This window comes from Variovorax sp. ISS6 (assembly GCF_056523145.1).
In genome coordinates this window covers 877,092-900,154 of record NZ_JAWRZC010000002.1, presented here as the reverse complement: position 1 = coordinate 900,154, position 23,063 = coordinate 877,092, and the positions used below count along the sequence as shown (strand labels likewise).

The window sequence follows — 23,063 nt, the reverse complement described above, 5'->3', positions numbered from 1 at the left end:
GGGTGCTCGTCACCTTAAGTGTTGCGTGGCCGGGAGGGGAAGTACGGGATGAGGCGGGGGCGTTGAAGTTCTTGGGGCGTTGGGTGGTGATACGGGCTGAAGGTCGTTTATGAGGCTTGCCGTACCCAACTCAGATCTAGATGTCTGCCTCAGACTTGTCTGAGTCATTCGCGGCAGTAAGCCTGAATGTCCGCTTCGGGCATCACCCGGTGTTTATCCGACTCAAGTTCGTACCATTTATGTGTCCCCACGGCCGGGGAGCACGAGACTGGATTTGCAATACGGTCTTAGCCGCCCGAGGCGGTTCAGCAAGCCACGCATCGGCCCGGACAATCACAATCTCTCTAGAAGCGCATCCAAGTCTTAGTGGCTTCGTGACTCCCCATGTCATGCGGGTCCACAATCGGAGGCGCGAAGCACCGCATTCACTAACCGTCGTCATTCATCATCAAGATATGGCAAAGATCTCGCGCAAGAAGAAGGGAAAAGCTCCCAGTTCATCGCGGCCAGTCGCCGCCAAAATCGACGTTCAGAAATTCTTGCACGAGCGCCCTGTGCACGAGGACGGCGCGTTCGAGCGTTCATTTCAGAGCCTGAAGACGCTGTTGACCGCGCATGCAGCAAGAGATGCACTGGTTGCGCTAAATGTCCTGGACCTCTGGCCGGCCAACGTTTCAGCACAGATGAAGGGCCAGCTGGCTTTTGCTGCCTATCTCTCGATCCCGCAGGACGAGTTCACTTCAGCCAAACTCGATTCGTACGATCAGTTCAGTCAATTCTGCCGAAGATTATTGGAAGTGCTCCCTAGTTGCCCGATGTTGGAAGATTATTGGCCTGAGTCTGATTGGGGCGTCGTCCGATGGGTCGACGGCGTTAATTCCAGGCCAACCTTCTACGGAGGAACTGTCCAGCGCATTCCCGACTTCATCCAGGCATTTCAGATCCTGCACGGTGACTCCAGCGAGGCAATGAACGACCTCCGCTGCGCCAGGCGAATGCAGTCCGCCGTCCTTGAAGCCGTTCCTGCCCCCGAAAGCCTTGCGCCCGTCGATGCGGCGTCTGGGCACATCGAGGTGCCTCCAGAGTGGTTCTGGGCTGCGGTACAGGAAGTGCTGTTGACTCAGCAAGCGCTTGTGGTGACGGCCGATCTCCTGGCATCACCTGGCATCGAACCAAAATGGAAGACAGCTTCGGAATTCGGCGACGCGGCGATGTCCGGAAAAGTCGTTCCATGGCTAGGCGTCAATGTTGGTGGGGCGTTTATGCCCGTATCGCTTCGGAACGCTCCAGCGGCAGTCATCGACTTCTGGTCCAATCGACGCAAGTTCGACCGCACTGCAGCATCGGTCCGCTTCACCGCCTTCATAGGGCAACGTGTTCAGCCACGCTCGTTCCTTGCTGGACCACTTCAAGTCATCAATCGCCGCGGGCCAGTTGCGCGTGTGCTGTCGGCCGTTCTTCCAGGCGATGACAAGCACTACCTAGTCGTTCTATCCGATGTCGATGAGCTGCGCCACATCGACACGGCTGTTGCAGAAATGAAGCGAAAAGTTCGGGAAAATCCGGACTGGGCTTTCATCCGTCCCGGGAGTCGCGACGGCCTGCAACTAAGCGACAGGAATGGGGGGACTCCCTCTGAAGATAGTCTCGAAGTCATCGTAGTGGTCGGCACCGTGACGACGAGGATCGTACGTATGTCGGTGCCGCAGAGAAGAGACTGCCATACCGTCTCCATCGTCGATGCCGTCACGATCTTCGACGCTATGGAGAACTTGGACGAGCTCACCCGATTTTGGAAGTACAGAACGGGGCTAAGGAGGCTGGTTGGGGGGATGCCGGACGTGGTCGACATGTTTGGGGCTTTCCGAGATAGCCATGGCCAGATTGTTGCTGGGGCAATCGTGCCCAACATGATCATGCTCGATCCACACTGGGGCGCAAGCTGGCGGTTCAACCAACTCGTACAGCACTGGAAAGGGGCGCCTGCAAACTTCCCAGACGACAGGAGTGCCTGGAGCACCAAGGAATCTCTTGGACGAACTACGCTGCGTCGTGTCACCGCACGCAACGCACCGCGGCTGGCGTGGTCCAGCCAGCTTGAAAATTCCACGATTCACGTCGTGCTGGACGTCGACCTTGTCGATCTTCAGTCTCAGGACGGCAAAGTTCTCGAGACATTCGTGCATTGCGCTGCAGACTGCATTGCCGAGCGAGAAGCAGAGCTGCAGTCCGTTGGCACGCTTCCCTACTCGCGCATCGTCATCGAATGTGTAGCGCAGGCGGATACCCTAGCCAGCCTGGCCGAAGAGGAGGTTGAAGCTGCCGCTTTCAGGGAACTGGTACTGAGTTGGCGAGTGATCGAAGACCAGGCGTCCGACGAGGTGCGCATCCGTTGCGTGATCAATCTCTCAAGAGTTTTCGCCCGTCTTCAAGTGGTTGAAGACGCGAGTTTTGAAGTGGAATGTGCGACTGTTCTGATGGACGTCCTCTTGACGCACGCCCATGGTCGTAGGCTGAACGAGTCTGAGCGCCAAGTTCTCTCCGACACTGGCAGTCGCCCTCCTCGCTTCGTGATGCGAAGCTACGAACGGACGGTGGATGTTCCCGACTTCGGCAGGCCCGATACGCCTGCGCCAGAAGCGTACAAGGTGGCTCGTCGCAAGCTTGCCGAGGTCTTGATGGCGCAAGGTGTGAAGCCGGGTCGGTACGAGCTTGGCGAAGCAAAGAAGCTTATAAACGCCGCACGTGCAACCTATCGAGAGCTCGTTCACGAAAGGCTGCGATCCTTTGACCGAGAGTCACTTCTGCGGTACTGCGCAACCCAACTCGATACCGCCAGCGCGCATTACGACAGCCAGGTCATGCGGCATCGACACAGCCTTGCCCACGACGTGGACTACGACCGAGAGGCTTCCCAAGCTGGGGCGCATGAAAAGTTCGTCCGTGATTCGCGGAACCTCCGCTACGCGGTGGAAGCTGGATTGTTCTTGACCCAACCTCAGTCAACGGACGCTCGTCCGGCTGAAATTCTCGACGTGCTAGGCATGATCGACTGGCTGCTAGTTCTCTATGGGGCAAGCGACGTGCTGCACAACGAAATCGAGGTGGGCGGATTGGATGTAGACGACCAATACATTCCTGAGGTGTTCTTCTCCAATACTCGTGACGCCCAGCAAGCTGAGTTCAGTCGGGAGATGGCAGCGTTAAAGCTCGGGGCTGGCGTCAACACCGAAGATAAGCTCGACGAACCATTTGAAGATGAAAAGTTCATCGAGTCGCTGGACGCCGCTTTCCTGATCAATCTCGATTTCACCTACCGTGATCTGCTCAAAGTCTTCTCTACCCTGCAGAACTGGGTCGGTATCGGCGCAGGAGCAGTCCTTGCCTTCGGCTACGAGGCCTTGCCCTCCGACATTGCGCGAGCAGCCATCGGCTCCCATGACGATTTGTCGGAGTCGGCGGCGCTGAAGGCAATTGATTTTCTCGTTCTCAAAGGCGATGGGATTCGACGACTTGTAGGCATCACTGCTGAGACTGATGACGTTCCGGTTTGGGAGCACAACAAGCGCCTGGATCGATTCACCATCAAACCACTGCTCGGTCTCCCTACAGGCAAGATTCTCTGGGGAGCATCCTCGGTGAATCGAACTCGAATGATTTGGATGAGTGCGATCTCTTCAGGTTATCTCCCAGCCGACTTCCCTTGGAGAAATGTGCGCGCCGTTGTCGACAAGGCGAAACAAAAGCTCGAGAAAGGCCTCGAGAAGACTGCGCACGCGATCTGCGCTCGGACGACCCCCTATGCAGAGAAGAACCTGGACTTCATGGACAGGTTCCCCAAGCGGGGCTTCGCTGATGTTGGGGATTTCGATCTTCTTGCCTACTGGCCGGAGGGAAACCGCTGGTTGCTCGGCGAGTGCAAGTACAACCAACCGCCTTTCTGCGTGAAGGACTCGCGCCGACTGCGAGATCGCGTCTTCGGTGGTGGCAGCGAAATCGGACAATTTGTGAAGATCGAGCGACGGAGAAAGTTCTTCGCTGAAAACGTCGAACTCATACGGCAACTCCTTGGATGGCCGGGGCCGACCACGCCCGAGCCGACCATAACTGAGGTTTACATCTGCAAGGATCTGCACTGGTGGCTTCGCTTCCCTTCGTACGACGTACCCACGAAGTTCACGCAGGTTGATACGTTCGATGCGTGGTTATCTGCAAATGGATTCGTCGACATACGTGAGCTTGATCTGGCTTGATGCCGTGATCACACAGCAGCCCAGGCCCAGTATGCCTACTGATATAGAAAAGCTTGTTCATATTGAGGAGGCTCTGCAGCACCAGCGCCGCTCTGCTGCAAGCAGCGGCGAATACGTTGCCTGGATGCGGCGAACCCCGATGGTGTCATCATGCTGGCGAGCGGCTGATTCAAGGCGGACACCCGTTGCACGCTTCGCCTCCGTGAACGACGACAATCGCCGCCGATTTTTGCCATTCAGCATAGCAACTACGCCAGGCCATCTCGGGCCGCCGGCGAATAAAGATTGAGTGCGGCCGGTAGGTGAGGCGCTTGCGAATGTCTGTTAACTAGTAGAGCAGGCGACTGAACATAAACCGACAGGGATCCTTCTCCGAGCCTCTGGACCTAGTCGCACCAGCGTGGCTAATCGTGGCCCGGTCTTCGGCTGCACCAATTCTGCCTACTGCTACGCCGGCCATCCCCAAGGGGAGTGGCCAAGCATTGCTGTCAAAATCTGAACACAGGCTGCGGCTCAGCTGTGGCATCACGATCTCACGCGAAAGAAAGCCAGAACATGACCGGACGTGACGCCGCGCCCCCGCGCGCGGCACCGATGAAACTGCCAAAGCTGACCTTGGCCGACGGCCGGTATGTCACACGAGGGGTGCCCCGCAATGGCGGCCTTGCCGCCGTCTACTTGGCCACGGACACGGAAACCGGCGAGAGCGTGGCCGTGAAGGTCTTTCGCAGCACCGGCGAGCTCGACGATGTCATTGAAGAGTCGTTCCGGCGGGAAGTTCAGGCGCTCTCGGAACTCAAGCACCCTCACGTCATCCGCATCCATGACTTCGGACGCGACGACGACCAAGGCGTGCACTATCTGGTTATGGACTGGGTCGCGCAGGACCTCAAGGTCCGTTTCCTGTCCCACGAGCCTCACCAGCCGGCATTCGCCGACTGGGACAACTACTACGAGGCAGTGGGTCGACCGGTCCTGGAGGCGCTGGCCTTTGCCCACTCCCGCGGCGTTGCCCATCGCGACGTCAAGCCCAGCAACATCCTCGTGACGCCTGAGGGCCAGGTACGGCTATGTGACTTCGGGATCTCCAAGATCCGCAATTTCCTCGCGCCCGGCGTGACGCTGGCCCATTTCGCGTCTGAGCCTTTCTCGCCATCGGAGCCGGATGACGGCAGTCATAGCTATAGCCGAGACGTTTACGGCTTCGCGGTTCTGAGTCTGAGCCTCCTGGCCGCGACCCCGCTCAGAACAACCGCCGACGTGCAGCAGGCCCTGGAAACGGTCGCGCTCACTGCGGACGTGCGCGCGGTGCTTAGCAGCTGTCTTTGTCCAGAGGATCCCGCCGACAGGCCTCCGATGGCATCTGTGCTGCTGGCCATGTTGCTTAAGGCCTCGCCCGCGCCGCGGCGACCGACCCCCGTGGTGCTGTTGGCCATCACGCGCGCTGTGCGAATGACCCTGGAGCATGACTTGGCGCTGACAGGGACTGATGCGGACGCCTTCATTTTGGAGGATCTGGCACAGGCCACCGGCGAGCAGGAGCGCGACGACGCTGAGCGCCCGGAGTGGGGCATACGGCTGTACGGGTCACGGTACGGCTACATCGGGCGCATGGACGAGACGCGCGCAAAGATCGTCCTTGTTAGCGCACGCGACTACTCGGTCTCCGAACTCGAGCGCAAGGCGAAGCAGGCGTTTGACCTGGGGGTGCGACTAGGCTTCGCTGGCGCATCCACGCATAGCTCGGGCCTTGCCTTCGACACGATGCGCGAGCAGCTCGCAGCGGCACAAGAGTTGCGCAAGCACCGACTGATCGAGGAGCAGGAGCGCAAGCTGTTTAACAAGTGGCTGGACCTGCTGTCCGCAAAATCAGACCTGGAGAAACACAGGCGTGTCGCGCTGCGCTATGACAAGCGCGAGGAGCATCAGGAGTTCCTCCGCCTGACTTTACGAGAGGGTGAGGATGCCGTGGCACTTACAGACCAGCCGGTTGTGATCAGCGTGGGCAAGCGCGACGATTTCCAAGGCATGGTCGTCCGCGCCCATGACCGCACGCTGCTGATTCGCCCGGCTGAGCGTAACCGGGTCAGCATCGCTTCGCTGCCGGAGCAAGGCGCGGTCGAGACGGACTCGACCCGCACGGACATGGCCTTGGATCGCCAGCGTGCCGCGGTGGAGGCCGTTCGACATGGGCGTTCGGTCAATCCCGAGCTAGGCCAACTGATCGCCAATCCAGCAAGGGTGACCGTCCCGCCACTTCCGGACGTGGACTTCATTCAACAAGACATGGACGAGGACAAGCAGGACGCCGTTCGCGCGGCCTTGTCGGCGCCGGACTTGCTGGTGGTGCAGGGCCCGCCCGGCACCGGGAAAACTACCTTCATTACCGAACTGGTGTTGCAGACGCTTCGAGCGCAGCCTAACGCGCGGGTGTTGTTGACCTCCCAGACGCATGTGGCGCTGGACAACTCGCTCGAGCGCATTGTGGCGCGCTCCGGCGGCGCGGTGGAAGCCATCCGCATCGGCCAGCGCGAAGACGAACGGATCGCTGAGTCAACACGGCGCCTGCTGCTCGACGAGCAGTTGCCCGCATGGCGGGAGCACGCGCTCGCATCGGGCATTCAGTTCCTTGAGCGCCGCGCGGCCGAAGCGGGTGTCCCGCTGCGCGAGGTCCAACGCTCTTTGGCACTGGACGTTTTCTTCAGCCTTAAGCTGCGGCTGGAAGACGTCATTGTGCGCAGTCAGGATGCACTGGCCTTGCTTGAGAGCACGACCCTAAAGCCACTGTCCGAAGAAGTGATTCGTCAGCATCGTGACGAGCTGACGGGCTTGGCCGCTGAACAGCGAGAGCTAGAGCAAAACCTGGTGAAGGCACGCAAGGAGCTCGCGGCACATCTGTCGGCAGAGACACTGGCCGAACTCGTCAAATGCGAGGCCGAGGATCTGCCGCACTGGATTGAGGTGTTCGACAGCGGCTCCTCAGCGGCTCCGCAGTTGAAGGAACTGCTGCGCATTCATGCAGACTGGTCGGCCGAATTCGGGCGGAGCATCGAGTTCAAGGCCGCGCTGGTCGCTTCCGCGCAAGTGGTGGCGGGAACTTGCCTAGGCGTGGCCAGCGTGCCGGGCAAGAATGAGCTGATCTACGACCTGTGCATTGTCGACGAGGCCTCAATCGCCACGCCGACCGAGGTTATGGTCCCGATGGCGCGGTCACATCGGATCATCCTGGTGGGTGACAACAATCAGCTTTCGCCATTCCAGGACCGCGAGCTCGGGCAAAAGGGTTTGTTGGAGACCTACGGACTTACGCCGAATGACCAGAAGCTGACTCTCTTCCAGCGACTGACCGACGAGCTGCCCGCGGACCTTCGCAAGACACTCACAACGCAGCACCGCATGTTGCCCGCATTGGGCAAGCTGGTGTCCGACTGCTTTTACGAGGGACGCCTCAATAGTGTGGCGCGCAAGCCTGCGGTGCACCTGCACGGCGTGTGGCCCAGACCTGTGACGTGGTTTTCGACCTCCCGCCTGGCGCGCCGTGAGTCCCAGAAGTGGGGGACGTCACATTACAACGACGTGGAAGTGGAAGTCATATTGCAGCAGCTGTTCCTGCTGGATCGTGCGATCCAGCGTGGCGCGCACAAGGACATGCGGATCAGTGTCGCGCTCCTAACGGGCTATGGCGAGCAACGTCAGCGTCTCGAGCGCAGCGTACAAACGCGGCGACACGAGTGGAGCAGTTTCAGCGACATCTACGTCAATGTGGTGGACGCCTTCCAGGGGCGTGAAGCCGACGTCGTGCTGTTCTCGGTCACTCGCTCCGGCGTGGAGCATTTGGGCTTTCTAAAAGAGATGGAGCGCATCAACGTCGCGTTGTCACGGGGCAAGGAGCTGCTAGGCATCGTGGGCGACCTGCACTATTGCCAGAGTGTGCAGGGCGCGACCAATCCACTCAAGGGTGTCATTGAACACATGCGCCGTAATCCTGCCGATTGCCATGTCCAGGAGTTGATGGCATGACGCTGCAGACGATGCTCAACGAAGCCGCGCGCAGTCGCGCGGGCCAACAACTCGCCCACTTCAAGGAGGCCGGGTTGCCGGTCTACGTTCTGCAGGTGCGCGTGCTGGTCAAAGAGACGCGCCCATTGCCTCCGATCGAAACAGCCGTCCTGCGCGCGGTCCGCGCGGGCTTGAGCACGCCCGCCGAGATCTACGGCTTCCTGGGCATGTCCGAGCGCGCCATGGTGCCGGTGCTGGCCGAACTCAACAAGAAGGAGTTCATCCAGTACAGCAAAGCCGCTGGGGATGCGCAGGCGTCGCTCAAGCTCACGGGCCCGGGCCGCAATGCGGTGGCTGAGGCCTGCGCTGTCGTTCCGATCGAGCGTACGGTTCCGATCTGCTGGGATGCACTCACGCGCAAGATCATCACAGTGCCGCCCGAGCACCTGAACCGTTCGAGGGACATGACCGAGCTGGGGCGGTTCGAGGTGCCCGGGGCACAGGCGCGTAATCTGCAACCCTCGGACATCAGCCTGGATGTGCTGCATGGAATCATCGATCGCCACAAGCCGGCCTCCATCGTCCGGCAGGAGTTGGTTGCGATCAAAAGTATCGAGCGGCGCGAGCTCAGGTTTCTCGATTGCCTGATGTTGTTCTTCCGCCGCATGGCGGAACCGGCGGTCGTCGACGTTGCGTTCTGGCGCGAGGACGGAGCATCCATGGCGCACGAGCAGGCCTTTCGCCATGCCGGAGGACCGGATCGCGTGGGTGCGCGGCTTTTGGCGGCCGTCGACCCGCTGCTTGTTCCCTCGTCTTCCACGTTCCTGACATCAATCGCTGATATCTCAGCGAACACGGTTGCAATCGGGGCCGCCAATACGACCGAGGATAAGCCGGTTGCTGCACCCGAAGCCGGGCTCAGACTGTCCGCTGCAGCGGACGCCACCCTGGAATCGCTGCTGTGCCATCAACATCCCGAGATTCTTCGAGGAGCGCTGAAGCAGGCCCGCAAAAGGCTTTTGATCATTTCGCCATGGATACGACACCATGTCGTGGACGATTTCTTCTTGCGCGACCTCGAAGCGGCACTACGTCGAGGCGTGAAGGTGCATATAGGCTACGGCATCGATGACGGCGATCAGCGCAGGCCAGGGTCGCCGGTGCCCGCGGTTAACAACAAGCCGGCGATCACCAAACCGGCAAAGCTCGCACTCGATGCATTGGCCAGGCGCTATCGCCACTTCAAGTTTGTCTACATCGGCAATACGCACCGCAAGTTGCTGGTGTGCGATGACGCGTTTTCAGTCATCACGAGCTTCAACTGGCTCTCCTTTCGTGGGGATCCGAAAGACAAGCCGCGTGATGAGTATGGCCAGCTGGTACGAAAACCTCACTACGTCGACAAGCACTATGCCGAGGGACTCGCCCTCATAGAGCAGGGCTACAGCGGCGCCCCTAAACCGACCGTTGCGACGCCGCCCGCTTAGCCCACCTGGAAAGGCCGGCCCGCGGTCGAGATCTGAGCGAAGAAAGTCTGCGATCGCCGCGAAGCTCCAGTTGACTCTCAGGCTGTAGCCCCGACGGATCGCAACGCGGGTTGCATTTGCTGTGCAAGCCCAATAGATCGTTGAATCGCCGCTGTGTGTGCGCTGCGCAAGTTCGTTCCAGCCAAGCACGGTCATTTGACCGCCATGTTCTCAAGATGCTCGGAAGACGATGATTGAGATAACCGTCGCACACTCCGGTGTCGGAGCTACGGAAGCGCCAGCGACCGCATACTGGCCCAGACCGCTCATTCGCTTTGGCGGTGGCAACCGCTGCGACGCGGACACTTGACCTATGGACTACTAGAAGGCGAGTTCGAATCGAACGAGCGTGATACCAGTCCGATCTCCCGCACCCTGCTGCAAGACGGCATGGTCTCGCCGATCGCCGCATCGTGCCGATCGACAACATCCTGCCTGCGCCGAACTGCTGGAGCACATGGAGCACATGGAGCACATGGAGCACATGGAGCGCGAGTGCCGCGAGCACCTGGACCGCGCCCGGTCCAGGATGAACTGGGCCTTTTCCTGCCCGCATCCCGCCACCGCCCACGCCGATTGGTACCCGCACGCCATCACCTTGTCGAGGCCTGCACGCCGCGCATTACGGAAACTGCATTTGTTGGCGCTTACCGCAACTTCATGCCAAACGGCACCGCACCCCGCCCACTTCTTCCCTAGAGTGGATGCCCCTCTCACTCACCACCCCACCTAGGGAGGAAGAAAGGCACAACACACCAACCACACCAAGACGTTCAAAGACTGCCCGCCCCGCAGCAGGCCGTCATTGCCAAAGCAGCGACGCAAATGCGAGGTATCAAAAGGCGACGGCCAGGGTGTCGTGAGCACCCCAGCCGTCTAACCAAGTTCGTGCAATACCCTCGAAAGGAGCGCACAAAAATGGCTACCAAGACTATAGCTACAGCCCGGCGTCGCACGCCGGTTTCCCCCGGAGAAAACGCCCAAGGCCCGGCGGATCTCCTCGAAAACACCCTCTCCCAGCTCGAAGCGCTTCTGTGGGCTTCCCACGGAAGGGACATCGATTGGTGCAGCGGTGACGGGCCTCGCCAACTGGACAACCTGCTCTGGCTCGCGTCGGACCTCGCGCAAGGCCGGGGAGCTGTTTCAGATGAGCGAGCTGGCGCGACGTGGAGCGCTCGAAACTTGCGGGTAAGTGCCGGTCTGCGGGCCCCGGTTTCGCGGCGCGCCCTCTCAGGCCAGAACGCCCGAAGCGAGCACCGCGTCGGCGTACGACGACAGCCTCCGGATCGTCTCCCGCATGTCGCTCTCAGTGGCATCCGGATGAATCGCGCAAATCCGCAGCACGGTCCGATTGCGCAAGCGCGTCGTCAAGACCGTCGCAAAGCCCTCCTGAAGTGCCCGCGCTGAAATCTCGCTGTTCAGCGCATCGAGCGCCTCCGGGCTCATGGCCGCATGCGTCATGCGGAAGGTGACGATGCCCAACTGCGCGGGCGACACGATGTCCCAGCGAGGATCCTTCTCGAGCTCGTCCTGAGCCCAGGTCGCCAACCGGCAACCATGCGCAATGGCCTCGCCCATGGCGTCCGACCCCAGCACCTGCAAGGTGAGCCACAGCTTCAGCGCGCGTGCCGGTCTCGTGAGTTCCACGCCGAGGTCCCAGAAATTGACCTGGTCGGCGTCGGTGTCGGCCTGCGCATCGAGCAGGTATTCGGGGCGGGTATGGAAGACCTGCGAGAGGTGCTTGCGCTGACGCACGAAGACCATCCCGCAGCCGTAGGTCTGGAACAGCCACTTGTGCGCATCCCAGCTCAGGCTGTCGGCCTCGCCGATGCCGTCGAGCAAACCCCGATGCGATGGCGACAGCGCGGCGGATGCACCGTACGCGCCATCCACGTGCATCCACATGTCGTGTGCATCGCACAGCGCGCGAATCCTTCGCAGTGGATCGATGCTGCCGGTGTTCGTCGTGCCCGCGCTTGCCACCACGGCGAAAGGCCTGAGCCCCTCGGCGATGTCCTGCGCGACCGCGGCCGCCAGGGCCGCCATGTCCATGCGGAACGCGGCGTCGGTGGGCATGCGGCGAATCTGATGCGGCAGCAGCCCGAGGATCTTCAGACTCTTGGCAACGGATGAATGCGTTTGCTCCGAGACGTAGGCCACCCCTTGCAGGCGCTGCGCCGGCTCGAGCTTGAAATCGCGTGCCATCGCAAGCGCCGTCAGGTTGGCCATGGAGCCCCCCGACACGAACAGGCCGCCCGCCGAAGGCGGGAGCCCGACCTGCGCCGCCAGCCATTGAATGAGCGCCGCTTCGATGACGCTGGCCCCCGAGCTCTGCAGCCAACTGCCGGCGTGGACGTTGTGAACGGCGGTCAGGTAGTCGCCCAGGGCCGACAGCGGCGAAGACGGTCCCGGAATGAAGGCCAGGAACCGGGGATGGTCCATGCGCGCACGCCAGGGGTAGATCTCGTCGAGCATCTGGTCGATCACCTCTTCCAGCGGCCGGGCCTGTGCGGGCACGCCGATCGCGCGAAGCGACTCGGCGCTGGCGTGATCGATCACGTCCACCGGACGTTGCTCGCGGGATGAAGAGCCGATCGGGCTCATGCGAGACAGGACCCGTGCCCATGCGTCCGGTGGCACCTCTCCGAGCAGGCGGCTGGGTGGCGCTCCATCCGACGTCGAGGGAGGAAGGGTGAGGTCCGAAGGTGTGGGCATAGTGTTTGCCGAATGATGTTCTGTCTTTGGCTTATTCTCCCGAACATCATTCAGCCGCCCTAGCGCTTTCAGGACCATGGCCAAAAATACGAACCAGCTTCAACCGGAGAGCAAGGCACCCGCCCGCCTGGATGCTGTCGACCGAAGACTGTTAGGGCTTCTTGCGAACGACAGCACGCTCAGCTATGCCGCACTGGGTGAATTGCTTCATCTGTCGGCGCCCGCGGTGCACGAGCGGGTGAAGCGGCTCAAACGCGACGGGGTGATCCTCGCGACCGTGGCGCGCCTCGATGGCGCGAAGCTGGGGCGGCCGCTGCTGTGCTTCGTGCAGGTGATCACCAGCACCGTGAAGCGTGCCCGCCAGATCGCGGCGCTGGAATCGCTTCCCGATATCGAGGAGATCTACATCGTCACCGGCGACAGCGGCCTCCTGTTGAAGGTGCGCACGCGCGATGCGCAGGCGCTCGAAGTGCTGCTGGCGCGCATCCACGAGGTCGAGGGCGTGGAAGGAACGCGCACGCAGATGGCGCTGCGCACGCTGGTCGAACGCGGGCCCAGTCCGCACGCGGCGGATTGACGACAGGACCCGCGCGCCCGGCTCAGCGCAACGACCTGAACGCCGCCCGCACCTCCCGGCTGAACAGCTCCGGCTGCTCCCAGGCCGCGAAGTGCCCGCCGTTGTCGACCTCGTTCCAGTAGATGAGCTTGTGATAGGCCCGGTCCGCCCAACTGCGCGGCGCCTGGTAGATCTCGCCGGGAAACACGGTCACGGCCGCGGGCAGCGAGATGTCGACCGCATTGAAGTTGTTCGAGTGGTCCTCCCAATAGATCTGCGCCGCCGAGGTCGCGCTGTTGGTGAGCCAGTACAGCGAGATGTCGTCGAGCATCTCGTCGCGCGAGAGCACGCGCTCGGGCACGCCGCCCGAATAGGTCCAGGTCGCGAACTTGTCGTAGATCCAGGCGGCCTGGCCCACGGGCGAGTCGGCGAGGGCGTAGCCCAGGGTCTGCGGGCGCGTGACCATCATGGCGGAGTAGCCCGAGCTGTTCTTGTAGAAGTCGTCGAGCTTGTCGAAGGCGGCGCGCTCCTTCGGCAGCAGGCCGGCGGGCGCGGGGCCGCCCGCGGCGAGGATGGCGGCGATCTCGGCGGGCACGGTGCCGGGCATGTTGACGTGGATGCCGATCAGGCCCGGCACCTTCTGAATCGCCATGCGGTGCGAGATCACGGAGCCGCAGTCGCCGCCCTGCGAGACGAACTGCTTGTAGCCCAGCCGCGCCATCAGCACGCCCCAGGCGCGCGCGATGTGGTTGGAGTCCCAGCCGGTGGCCTCGGGCTGACCCGAGAAGCCGAAGCCCGGCAGCGAGGGGAGTACGAGATGGAACGCATCCTCGGCGCGGCCGCCGTGCGCGGTGGGGTCGGTCAGCGGGCCCACGATCTTGAGCAGCTCGAAGATGGAGCCGGGCCAGCCGTGGGTCATGATCAGCGGCATCGCGTCGGCGTGGCGCGAGCGGATGTGGGCGAACTGGATGTCGAGGCCGTCGATGGTGGTCACGAACTGCGGCACGGCATTGAGCCGCGCCTCGCCCTTGCGCCAGTCGTAGTCGGTGGCCCAGTAGCGCACCAGCGATCGCAGGGTGGCGAGGCGCACGCCCTGCGAGGTGTCGGCCACGGTCTCGGCGCTGGGCCAGCGCGTGGCGGCGAGACGCCGGCGCAGGTCGACCAGGGCCTCGCGATCGACGGCGACGCGGAAGGGCCGCACCGAGGTGTCGTCGGGGCCGGTGGCCGAAGGCGGGCGCAGCATGGCGAAGGCGCCGGTGGCGGCCGACGCGGCGCTGAAGGCCATCGAGGTGGCGAGCAGGTGGCGGCGCGTGAGGGAGGAAATCGGTTCGGTCATGGTGTGGTCTCTGTGAAGTGAAAACCACTCGATTGAAGCCAGCCGATGTATCCCGGATGTGTGAAGAATCGGCCGATTCGCATGCGCAAGTACCTGCAAGGCGGCGCGACACACGGCCATACAAATCCACCGCGCACGGGTGACACGGCGCCTGCGCGCGGCGCATGTCGCTCGGGTATCCTCGGCGCGCCCCGACGCCCCCAGATCCCCTTTCCGCCATGAGCGACGCACCGCCCTTCGCGGCCAACGACATCCTTCACTTCGGTCCCTTCACGCTGCGCGTGGGCGAACGCCTGCTCGCGCGCGACGGCGAACCGGTGGAGCTCGGCGGGCGCGCGATGGACGTGCTGCTGGTGCTGGTCGCGAAGGCCAACGCGATCGTGAGCAAGCAGGAGCTGATGGCACGCGCCTGGCCCGGCATGGTGGTGTCCGACGGCAGCCTGCGCTACCAGATCACGATGCTGCGGCAGGCCTTGAACGACGGCCAGGACGGCGCGCGCTATCTGTCGAACGTGGTGGGCCGCGGCTATTGCTTCGTCGCGCGCGTCACGCGCGGCCAGGCCGTGACCGAAGTCCGGGCCGAAGCCGCGGCCGCGGTGGGGCCGATCGAGCCCGGCCTGCCGGCGCAGCCGCTCGAACTGCTGGGCCGCGCCAAGGAGCTGGCGGCGATTCCCGCGCAGCTCGCCAGGAGCCGCTTCGTCACCATCGTGGGCTCGGGCGGCGTGGGCAAGACCTCGGTCGCGATCCGCGTGGGGCAAGACATGTTGAGTGGCTTCGACGGCGCGGTGGTGTTCGTCGACCTCTCGATGCTGGCCGACCCCGGCCTGGTGCCGAGCGCCATCGCCTCGATGCTCGGGCTGTCGGTGCGCTCGGCCGATCCGGTGCCCAGCCTCATCGCCTACCTGCGCGGCCGGCGCATGCTGCTGATCCTCGACAACTGCGAGCACGTGATCGCGGCGGCCGCGGCGCTGGCCGAGCGCATCTTCCAGGCCGCGCCCGGCATCCACCTGCTTGCGACCAGCCGCGAGGCGCTGCGCGTGCCGGGAGAGCACATCCATCCGCTCGACCCGCTGGCCACGCCGCCCGACCAGCCCGGCCTGTTGGCGCGCGACGTGCTGCTGTATCCGGCCACGCGCCTGTTCATGGACCGGGCCGGCGCGAGCGGCGCGATGCCGGCGCTCGACGATGCCGATGCGCAGGTCGTCGCGGGCATCTGCAGGAAGCTCGACGGCCTCGCGCTCGCGATCGAACTCGCGGCGCGCCGCGTGACGACCTATGGCCTGCGCCAGACCGCCGCGCTGCTCGACGAGCGGCTCGCGCTGTCATGGCTTGGCCAGCGCACGGCGCGACCGCGCCACCAGACCTTGCAGGCCACGCTGGACTGGAGCTACGAGCTGCTCGACCCGCGCGAGCGCGAGGTGTTGTGCCGGCTCGCGGTCTTCGTCGGTCGCTTCTCGCTCGAGGCCGCGCGGCAGGTGGTGGCCGACGAGGCGTTGACGCAGGCGCAGGTGGTCGACGCGATCGCGAGCCTGGCCGAGAAATCGCTGCTCGCGGTGCATCGCGCGGGTGGCTCCGCGCAGTACCGCCTGCTCGAGAGCACGCGCGCCTACGCGCTCGCCAAGGCCGATGCGCGGACCGCCGAGGCGAGCGCGCGCCGCCATGCGCTGCACTTCCGCGCGCGGCTCGAGCGCATGGCCGCCGAGCACGATGCGTTCTCGGGCGACACCGCGCGCGCCTCCGACCTGGCCGACCTCGGCAACGTGCGCGCGGCGCTGGCCTGGTGCTTCGACCGCGGCGGCGACCGGGACCTGGGCCTCTCGCTGGCGGTGGCGGCCGTGCCGGCCTTCATGGCGATGTCGCTGCTGGCCGAGTGCCATGGCTGGTCGATGCGCGCGCTGGCCGAACTCACGCCCGCCGCGCGCGGCGGCGCGGTCGAGATGCATCTGCAGGCGGCCGTGGGTCTCTCGCAGATGTTCACGCGCGGCAACAGCGACGAGGTGCGGCATGCGCTCGAGCGCAGCCTGCAGGTGGCCGAGGCGCTCGGCGACGGCGCCAGCCAGGTCCAGCTGCTGGCGCGGCTGCAGATCTTCCACGAGCGGATCGGCGATTTCGTGGAGTCGCTGAGCCATGCGAATCGCTGCGCGCGCGTGGCGGCCTCGATCGACGACCCGACCGCCCGGGCCATCGCGGATTCGCTCGTGGGGCTGTCGAACCACCTGCTGGGCGACCAGGCCGGCGCGCGGCATTTTCTCGAGGCCGCGATCGCGGGGTCGACGCTGTCGCAGCAGGGCACCAGCATCTACTCGGGCTTCGACTTCCACAACCGCGCCTGCATCTCGCTGGCCCGCACCCTGTGGCTGCAGGGCCATCCCTCGCAGGCGATGGCGCTGGCACAGCGCGCGGTCGACGAGGCACGCGCGCTCAACCATCCGGTCACGCTGTGCATCGCGCTGATCTGGGCCGTGTCGGTCTATCTCTGGGCTGGCGATCTCGAGCGCGCCGAGCGCGACATCGACAGCTTCATCGCCTTCGCCGAATCGCATTCGCTCACGCCCTACCTCGCGGTGGGCCGCGGCGTGAAGGGCGAGCTCTGCGTGCGGCGTGGCGACGCGGAGCAGGGCGTGCGCGCGCTGCAGGGCTGCCTGGTCGAGCTGCGCGAGTCGCGTTACGAACTGCTGACCTCGGCCTTCAACCTCACGCTCGCGGAAGGCCTGGTCATGACCGGCCGGCACGACGAAGCCCTGGCCTTGATGGACGACACGCTCGCGCTGGTCCATGCCAAGGGCGACCTCTACAACCTGCCGGAGCTGCTGCGCGTGAAGGCACGCGCGCTGTCGGGCGGGCCGGCGCCGCGCCTCGCGCAGGCGCGGCAATGTCTCGACGAAGCGCTGGCGGTCAGCCGCCAGCAGGGCGCGCGCTCTTGGGAGCTGCGCGTGGCGATGGACCTGGCGCGGCTGTGGGCCGATGGCGAGCGCGCGCAGGAGGGCCGCGATCTGCTCGCGGGGGTGTTCGCCAACTTCGCCGAGGGCTTCGAGACGACCGACCTGCAGGAGGCCGCGCGCCTGCTCGACGGCGCGGAGGATGCGGTGGGCTGAGGGCAACCGCCGCCGTCCCGCTCACTAAAGCTGCACGGCCTCCACCGTCGTCGCCAGTTCCCGCAGCCGCCGCAGGCAGTCGCCCTCGGGATAGCCGAGCACCTTCCAGCGCGGCACGGCCAGCGGCAGTCGTTCGAGCAGGTGGCCCGCATGCTCGGCGAAATGCGGCCACGCGACGATGGTCGGGGTTTCGCCCGCGACCTCGCAGAGAAAGACCAGGTCGGCTTCGGGCAGCCAGGTGTCGACGCCCTTGGGCAGCACCGCATAGCTGACCAGCGCGCCATCGGATTCGCGCCGCAGCAAGCTGTGCTTGGCGACGAAGACGTCGACGCCCGAGCTTTCATGCGCCTTTTCCAGCACCCCCTGCTGGTCGTTGTAGTCGACCGCCTTTTCCTCGCGAAGCAGCGCCGTGAGCTGCACGCCGGCCTGCCCGGGCGGGGTCCACAGCGACCAGGTCCTGTCGCGCAGCCTGAACATCTCGGCGCTCAGCGGGCGCGATTGCTCGCGCAGCACCCGGCGCGCGGTGGCGATCATGGTCTCGAGCGCCGCCGCATCGCCGGCACCGCAGAGCAGCAGGCAGGTGCGGTTCGGCGCCATCGCCACCGGGTCGCCATCGAGCGGCAACTGCCAGGCCAGTTCGTGCAGGAAGATGCGGCCCGCGTCGTAGTAGTCGCCGTAGTTCGACACGTAGAGCCCGGGCGCGAGCTGGCCGAAGGCCGGCGCGGCCTTGTGGCGCAGGTTGTCGACCGCGATCTCGAAGGCCTGCTCGAAGCCGATGCCCCAGCGCTCGAGGTCGTCGGGGCTCAGCTGCGCGATCGCATGGTCGCTGTCGATCGCGACGGCCGCGCCCAGCGTGGGCGAGAACGGGGTCCACACCATCGTGTCCTCGAGCTTCTTCGAGAAGTCGCCATGCGAGATGCGCGCGAGGTCCACGCCGGCTAGGCGCCGCAGTATCGGCAGCAGCCGCGGCCTGGCCTCGTCGAGGTCGGCGGGCCGGTCGCTGCCGATGCCCGCGACGCCGAGCGCGAAGCGCGCGATCTGCTCGCGCCGCTCCGCCGCCCGGGCCTGGCAATAGTCGGTGTAGAGGTTGTGCAGGTAGACCGTGCCGCCGTCCGCGCGGCGGATCAGGAACTGCTCGGGATCGAGGACCAGCTTCTCGTCGGGCAGCAGGCGTTGCAGCTCCTGCAGGAGCAAGCGGGCGACCTGTTCGGTGCCGGGCTTCCGGTCGAAAAGGCGGCGGATGAATGACAGCATGTTCCCCTCCTGCGAACCAGTATAGGCAGCGCCCGTGTCACGCCGGCCCCTCTTTCCGGGCGAGGTCGGATGCTACGGAGAATGTATGATTCATATATGTTTCGTATATTCGACATGCATTGAGGTTCGAGCATCCATGGCTTCCGGCATCCACATCAAGTCCCCCGAAGAGATCGAGAAGGCGCGCCAGGCCGGCCGCCTCGCGGCCGAGGTGCTCGCCATGATCGAGCCGCACGTGGTGCCGGGCGTGAGCACCGAAGCGCTCGACCGCATCTGCCACGACTACATCGTGAACGTGCAGGGGCTCGTTCCGGCCAACGTGGGCTACCTGGGGTATCCGAAGACCATCCTCACCTCGGTGAACCAGGTGGTCTGCCACGGCATTCCCTCGCCCGACAAGATCCTGAAGAAGGGCGACATCGTCAACATCGATGTGGCCGTCATCAAGGACGGCTGGTTCGGCGACACCAGCCGCATGTACTTCGTCGGCGCGCCGAGCGTGCTCGCGCGCCGGCTGGTGGAGACGACCTACGAGGCGATGCGCGCCGGCATCCTCGCCGTCCGGCCCGGCGCCACGCTGGGCGACGTCGGCCATGCGATCCAGTCGGTGGCGCAGCGCGAGCGCTTCGGTGTGGTGCGCGAGTTCTGCGGCCATGGCATCGGGCAGGTCTACCACGAGGACCTGCAGGTGCTGCACTACGGACGCCGCGGCGAGGGCCTGCGGCTCGTGCCGGGCATGGTGTTTACCATCGAGCCGATGCTCAACGCAGGCGGGCGCGAGATCCGCCACCTGCCCGACGGCTGGACGGTGGTGACGAAAGACCGCTCGCTCTCGGCCCAGTGGGAGCACATGGTGGCGGTCACGCCAGAGGGCCACGAGGTGCTCACGCGCTGGCCCGACGGGACCGGAAGCTACCCGCCGGTCTGAAGGCCGTTCGTCGAAGCGGTCCGCATCCGTAGACATCGATGGCGGCCCGGATGCGCGAATCTCCTACTTTTGCCGAGCGAGATGGCTCCCAGTCTGTGTGCATCTGTCTTTCAAGGAACCGACGCACATGGCAACCAGCAGCATCCTCGGCGGCGAGCACGCCCCGACCGCCCCCAAGGGCACCGACGCCGACGCCCTCGGCCCCAGCGATTCCAGCGACAGCGGCAGCGATGCCGCGGGCGTCGACCGCGCCGTCACCGACGGCGGCGAGGAGCCCGCTACCAACGCGGACATCCTGCCCGACCGCGTGGGTGTGTTTCCGGACGCCGCGACGGAAGTCGCCGAGGCCGTCGACGATCCCGAAGCGCTGAGCGCGGAAGAACTTGCCGACGAGGACGGCGAGGACGACGAAGAAGAGACCGCCTGATGCCAGGCGTTCCCGATGCGGCCGCGCGCCTGAAGCACACGCTGCGCCACGTGTTCGGCCATGCTCGCCTGCGCGCGGGCCAGGCCGAGGTTATCGAGCGCGTGATGGCGGGCCGGTCGACGCTGGCCGTGATGCCCACCGGCGCCGGCAAGTCTCTGTGCTACCAGCTGCCGGCCTTGCTGCTCGAAGGCCGCACGCTGGTGGTGTCGCCGCTCATCGCGTTGATGAAGGACCAATGCGACAAGCTGCAGGCGCTGGGCATCGGCGCCGTGCAGGTCAACAGCGCACTGAGCGCCGAAGAGCTGGAACGGGCCGAACAAGCGATCGACGACGGCAGCGCGCGCATCGTGCTGGTCACGCCCGAGCGGCTCTCGGACCCCGCGTTCGTGCGGCGCTTGTCGACCCATCCCGTGGCGTTGGTCGCGGTCGACGAAGCGCATTGCATTTCCCAATGGGGCCATGACTTCCGGCCCGCCTTCCTCGAGATCGGCCCGGCCGTCCGGGCGCTCGGCGGCCCGCCCGTGCTCGCGCTCACGGCCACGGCGGGCGAGGAGGTGGCGGCGGACGTCATGAAGAACCTGGGCATTCCGCGCGCCGGCCTGATCGATACCGGCGCCTACCGCGCCAACCTGCAGTTCGCGGTCGAGCAGATGACGCAGGAACAGGATCGCCAGCGCCGCATCGTCGAACTGGTGCGCGAGGAGGCCGGCAGCGGCATCGTCTACGCCGCCACGGTGAAGGCCGCGCAGGAGGCCTTCGATGCCCTGAAGGCGGCCGATCAATCGGTCGCGCTTTACCACGGCAAGCTCGGTGCGCGCGAGCGCGCCGAGGCGCAGGAAGCGTTCATGGCGGGCAGCGCGCGCGTGATGGTCGCCACCAACGCCTTCGGCATGGGCATCGACAAGCCCGACATCCGCTTCGTCGTGCATTGCCAGATGCCCTCGAGCCTGCATGCCTACTACCAGGAGGCCGGTCGCGCGGGCCGCGACGGCGAGCGCGCGCGCTGCGTGTTGCTGTTTCACGCCAAGGACCGGTCGGTGCAGCAATTCTTTCTCGCGGGCCGCTATCCGCAGCTCGAGGACCTCGATGCCGTGTACCGGCAACTGCTCGCGGAGCCACCAACGCCCGAGGGCTGGACCGCCGCGAACCTGCTCGACGCGCTGGAGCGTCCGCGCACGCGCATGCAGGCGGCGATCGCCTTGCTGCGGCAGCAGAAGCTGCTGGCCATCGACCGGCGCGGACGCATCGCGCTGCGCCAGGCGATGGCCGAGCGCGCCGACTTCGGCGCCATGCTCGACGGCTACAAGGCGCGGCGCGAGCAGGACCGCGAGACCCTCGAGCGCATGCTGGCCTATGCGCAGTCGGGCCAGTGCCGCTGGCAACTGCTGCTCGACGACCTCGATCCCTCGGCCACGGCGAAGCGCTGCGGCACCTGCGACAACTGCCGGCGCATCGCGGCGCACGAGGCCGCGATGGCGCAGCCCATCGTGGTGAGCGAGCAAACCGCCAAGGTCGCGAAAGCCGCGACGCGCGAGCGCATGCCCTTCGCCGAGAGCGATCCCGTGAAGGTCAAGCGCTTCGGCGCCGGCGTCGTCGTGTCCTCGACCGACGGGATGGTCACGGTGGCTTTCGAGGATGGCAGCCGGCGCTGCTTCCATCCCGACTACGTGAGCCGCCGGAGAGCGGCGCGCAAGTCGCCCGCCGCACTCGCGATGTCGGGCGCCGCTAGCTTCGCGGTGCCCGTGCCGGCCTGATCCGCCGCGTGCGGCGCATCGCCAGCGCCATGAACAGCGCGCCGCCGGCGAACATGGCCAGTGGCGATGCCAGCCGGCGCGGCGCGCGACGGACAGGCCCGGGCGGAGCGCGACCGGTCGCGACCTGGCTGTCCGTGCCCGCCTCCGCCTGCCGTGCGGCTTCCTCCGTGGCCGCCTGCGCCTTGCCCGCGGCCACCGAGCCATGGGCATTGGCATAGACCTTGGTGAACTCCGCGCCCAGCAGGAAGATCTGCGCCGCGTAGTAGACCCAGGCCAGCAGCACCACCAGCGAGCCCGCGGCCGCGAAGGATTCGTTGACGCCGCTCTTGCCGAGGTACAGGCCGATCAGCACCTTGCCGATCTCGAACAGAACCGCCGTCACGAGGGCGCCGATCCACACGTCGCGCCAGGCAATGGGCGCGCTCGGCATGAACTTGAAGATCATCGCGAACAGCACGGTGAGGATCGCGAGCGAGACCAGGACGTTGAGGCCCTGCAGCAGCGTCTCCCATCCCGGCAGCAGCGCGGCGCTCCAGCTTCCCAGGGCGGCCAGCGCGGCGCTCACCACGAGCGAGACCATGAGCAGGAACGCGAGGCCGAGGATCAGTCCGAACGACAGCACGCGCGCGCGCAGGATGCCCCACACGCCCTGCGGCTTCACGCGCTCGGGCACATGCCAGATGCGGTCGAGCGCGCTCTGCAACTCGGCGAAGACCGTGGTGGCGCCGACGACCAATACGACGATGCTGATCGCGCCCGCAATCAGGCCACGCGATGGCTCGCTGGCGCTGCGGATCAGCCCCTGCACCGCCAGCGCGCCTTCTGCGCCGATGAGGCCCGAGAGCTGCGCCGCGATCTGACCCTGCACGGCTTCGGCGCCGAATAGCGCGCCGGCCACCGCGATCACGATCACCAGCAGTGGCGCCAGCGAGAACATCGTGTAGTACGAGATCGCCGCGCCCATGCTCGGCGCGAAATCGTCGATCCATGCCATCACGGCGTCCTTGCACAGGCGAAGAAGACCGGGCGAGCGGGCGGTGCGGGTCGAGGAAGAGGCCATGGTCGACACCGTGCCCGCACCCTCGCTCGCCGGCCGTAGGAAACCGGCGGCTCATGGCGTGGGTCGCGTGGGGTGCGCGTTGGCTGACAGGGGAGGGCGCGTATCCCCCACCCGGGCCGATACGGCATGGCGGTTCATTGAAGTCTTCTCTTCATCACTT

At 65.1% G+C, this 23,063-nt stretch carries 12 protein-coding genes; 8 read left to right on the top strand and 4 right to left on the bottom strand.

Features of this window, described 5'->3' with window-relative positions; translation table 11 throughout:
* Positions 1–455 precede the first annotated feature (455 nt).
* From AC1HIL_RS35750 to AC1HIL_RS35740, 3 genes are all read left to right on the top strand, one after another.
* Positions 456–4,253: a hypothetical protein gene (locus AC1HIL_RS35750; protein WP_479668865.1), complete on the top strand. Its 3,798-nt coding sequence runs from the start codon at positions 456–458 to the stop codon at positions 4,251–4,253.
* A 555-nt stretch (positions 4,254–4,808) separates the two neighbouring features.
* Complete coding sequence (locus AC1HIL_RS35745) at positions 4,809–8,273, top strand: AAA domain-containing protein (RefSeq protein ID WP_479668866.1); 3,465 nt, start codon at positions 4,809–4,811, stop codon at positions 8,271–8,273.
* Positions 8,270–9,739, top strand: a complete 1,470-nt coding sequence (locus tag AC1HIL_RS35740) for a phospholipase D-like domain-containing protein (RefSeq protein ID WP_479668867.1) — start codon at positions 8,270–8,272, stop codon at positions 9,737–9,739. The genes AC1HIL_RS35745 and AC1HIL_RS35740 overlap by 4 nt, the downstream gene beginning before the upstream one ends.
* Positions 9,740–11,008: 1,269 nt before the next feature.
* Here the strand turns inward: AC1HIL_RS35740 and AC1HIL_RS35735 are convergent.
* Positions 11,009–12,382: a pyridoxal phosphate-dependent decarboxylase family protein gene (locus AC1HIL_RS35735; protein ID WP_479668868.1), complete on the bottom strand. Its 1,374-nt coding sequence runs from the start codon at positions 12,380–12,382 to the stop codon at positions 11,009–11,011.
* Between the two features lie 187 nt (positions 12,383–12,569).
* Here AC1HIL_RS35735 and AC1HIL_RS35730 point away from each other — a divergent pair, with 187 nt between their 5' ends.
* Positions 12,570–13,070 carry an Lrp/AsnC family transcriptional regulator gene (locus AC1HIL_RS35730; protein WP_479668870.1) on the top strand — a complete coding sequence of 167 codons (501 nt, stop codon included), beginning with the start codon at positions 12,570–12,572 and terminating at the stop codon, positions 13,068–13,070.
* 22 nt (positions 13,071–13,092) lie between these two features.
* On the opposite strand, the gene AC1HIL_RS35725 is transcribed toward AC1HIL_RS35730, so the two are convergent.
* Positions 13,093–14,385 (bottom strand): epoxide hydrolase family protein, encoded by a 1,293-nt coding sequence (locus AC1HIL_RS35725; protein ID WP_479668871.1) that lies wholly within the window; start codon positions 14,383–14,385, stop codon positions 13,093–13,095.
* A gap of 218 nt (positions 14,386–14,603) precedes the next feature.
* Here AC1HIL_RS35725 and AC1HIL_RS35720 point away from each other — a divergent pair, with 218 nt between their 5' ends.
* A complete protein-coding gene (locus AC1HIL_RS35720) occupies positions 14,604–17,480 on the top strand; it encodes an ATP-binding protein (protein ID WP_479668872.1) in 2,877 nt (958 codons plus the stop codon).
* Between the two features lie 24 nt (positions 17,481–17,504).
* On the opposite strand, the gene AC1HIL_RS35715 is transcribed toward AC1HIL_RS35720, so the two are convergent.
* Positions 17,505–18,734 carry a DUF1444 domain-containing protein gene (locus AC1HIL_RS35715; RefSeq protein ID WP_479668873.1) on the bottom strand — a complete coding sequence of 410 codons (1,230 nt, stop codon included), beginning with the start codon at positions 18,732–18,734 and terminating at the stop codon, positions 17,505–17,507.
* Positions 18,735–18,870: 136 nt separating this feature from the next.
* On the opposite strand from AC1HIL_RS35715, the gene map reads away from it, so the two are divergent.
* The 3 genes from map to AC1HIL_RS35700 all read left to right on the top strand — a co-directional run bounded on the left by map (position 18,871) and on the right by AC1HIL_RS35700 (position 21,843).
* Positions 18,871–19,662 carry a type I methionyl aminopeptidase gene (map, locus tag AC1HIL_RS35710; RefSeq protein WP_479668874.1) on the top strand — a complete coding sequence of 264 codons (792 nt, stop codon included), beginning with the start codon at positions 18,871–18,873 and terminating at the stop codon, positions 19,660–19,662.
* Between the two features lie 127 nt (positions 19,663–19,789).
* Positions 19,790–20,089 carry a hypothetical protein gene (locus tag AC1HIL_RS35705; RefSeq protein WP_479668875.1) on the top strand — a complete coding sequence of 100 codons (300 nt, stop codon included), beginning with the start codon at positions 19,790–19,792 and terminating at the stop codon, positions 20,087–20,089.
* Positions 20,089–21,843 carry a RecQ family ATP-dependent DNA helicase gene (locus AC1HIL_RS35700; RefSeq protein ID WP_479668876.1) on the top strand — a complete coding sequence of 585 codons (1,755 nt, stop codon included), beginning with the start codon at positions 20,089–20,091 and terminating at the stop codon, positions 21,841–21,843. The genes AC1HIL_RS35705 and AC1HIL_RS35700 overlap by 1 nt, the downstream gene beginning before the upstream one ends.
* Here AC1HIL_RS35700 and AC1HIL_RS35695 read toward each other — a convergent pair.
* Positions 21,815–22,903 (bottom strand): YihY/virulence factor BrkB family protein, encoded by a 1,089-nt coding sequence (locus AC1HIL_RS35695; RefSeq protein ID WP_479668877.1) that lies wholly within the window; start codon positions 22,901–22,903, stop codon positions 21,815–21,817. The two genes, AC1HIL_RS35700 and AC1HIL_RS35695, sit on opposite strands and share 29 nt — an antisense overlap.
* Positions 22,904–23,063: the final 160 nt, after the last annotated feature.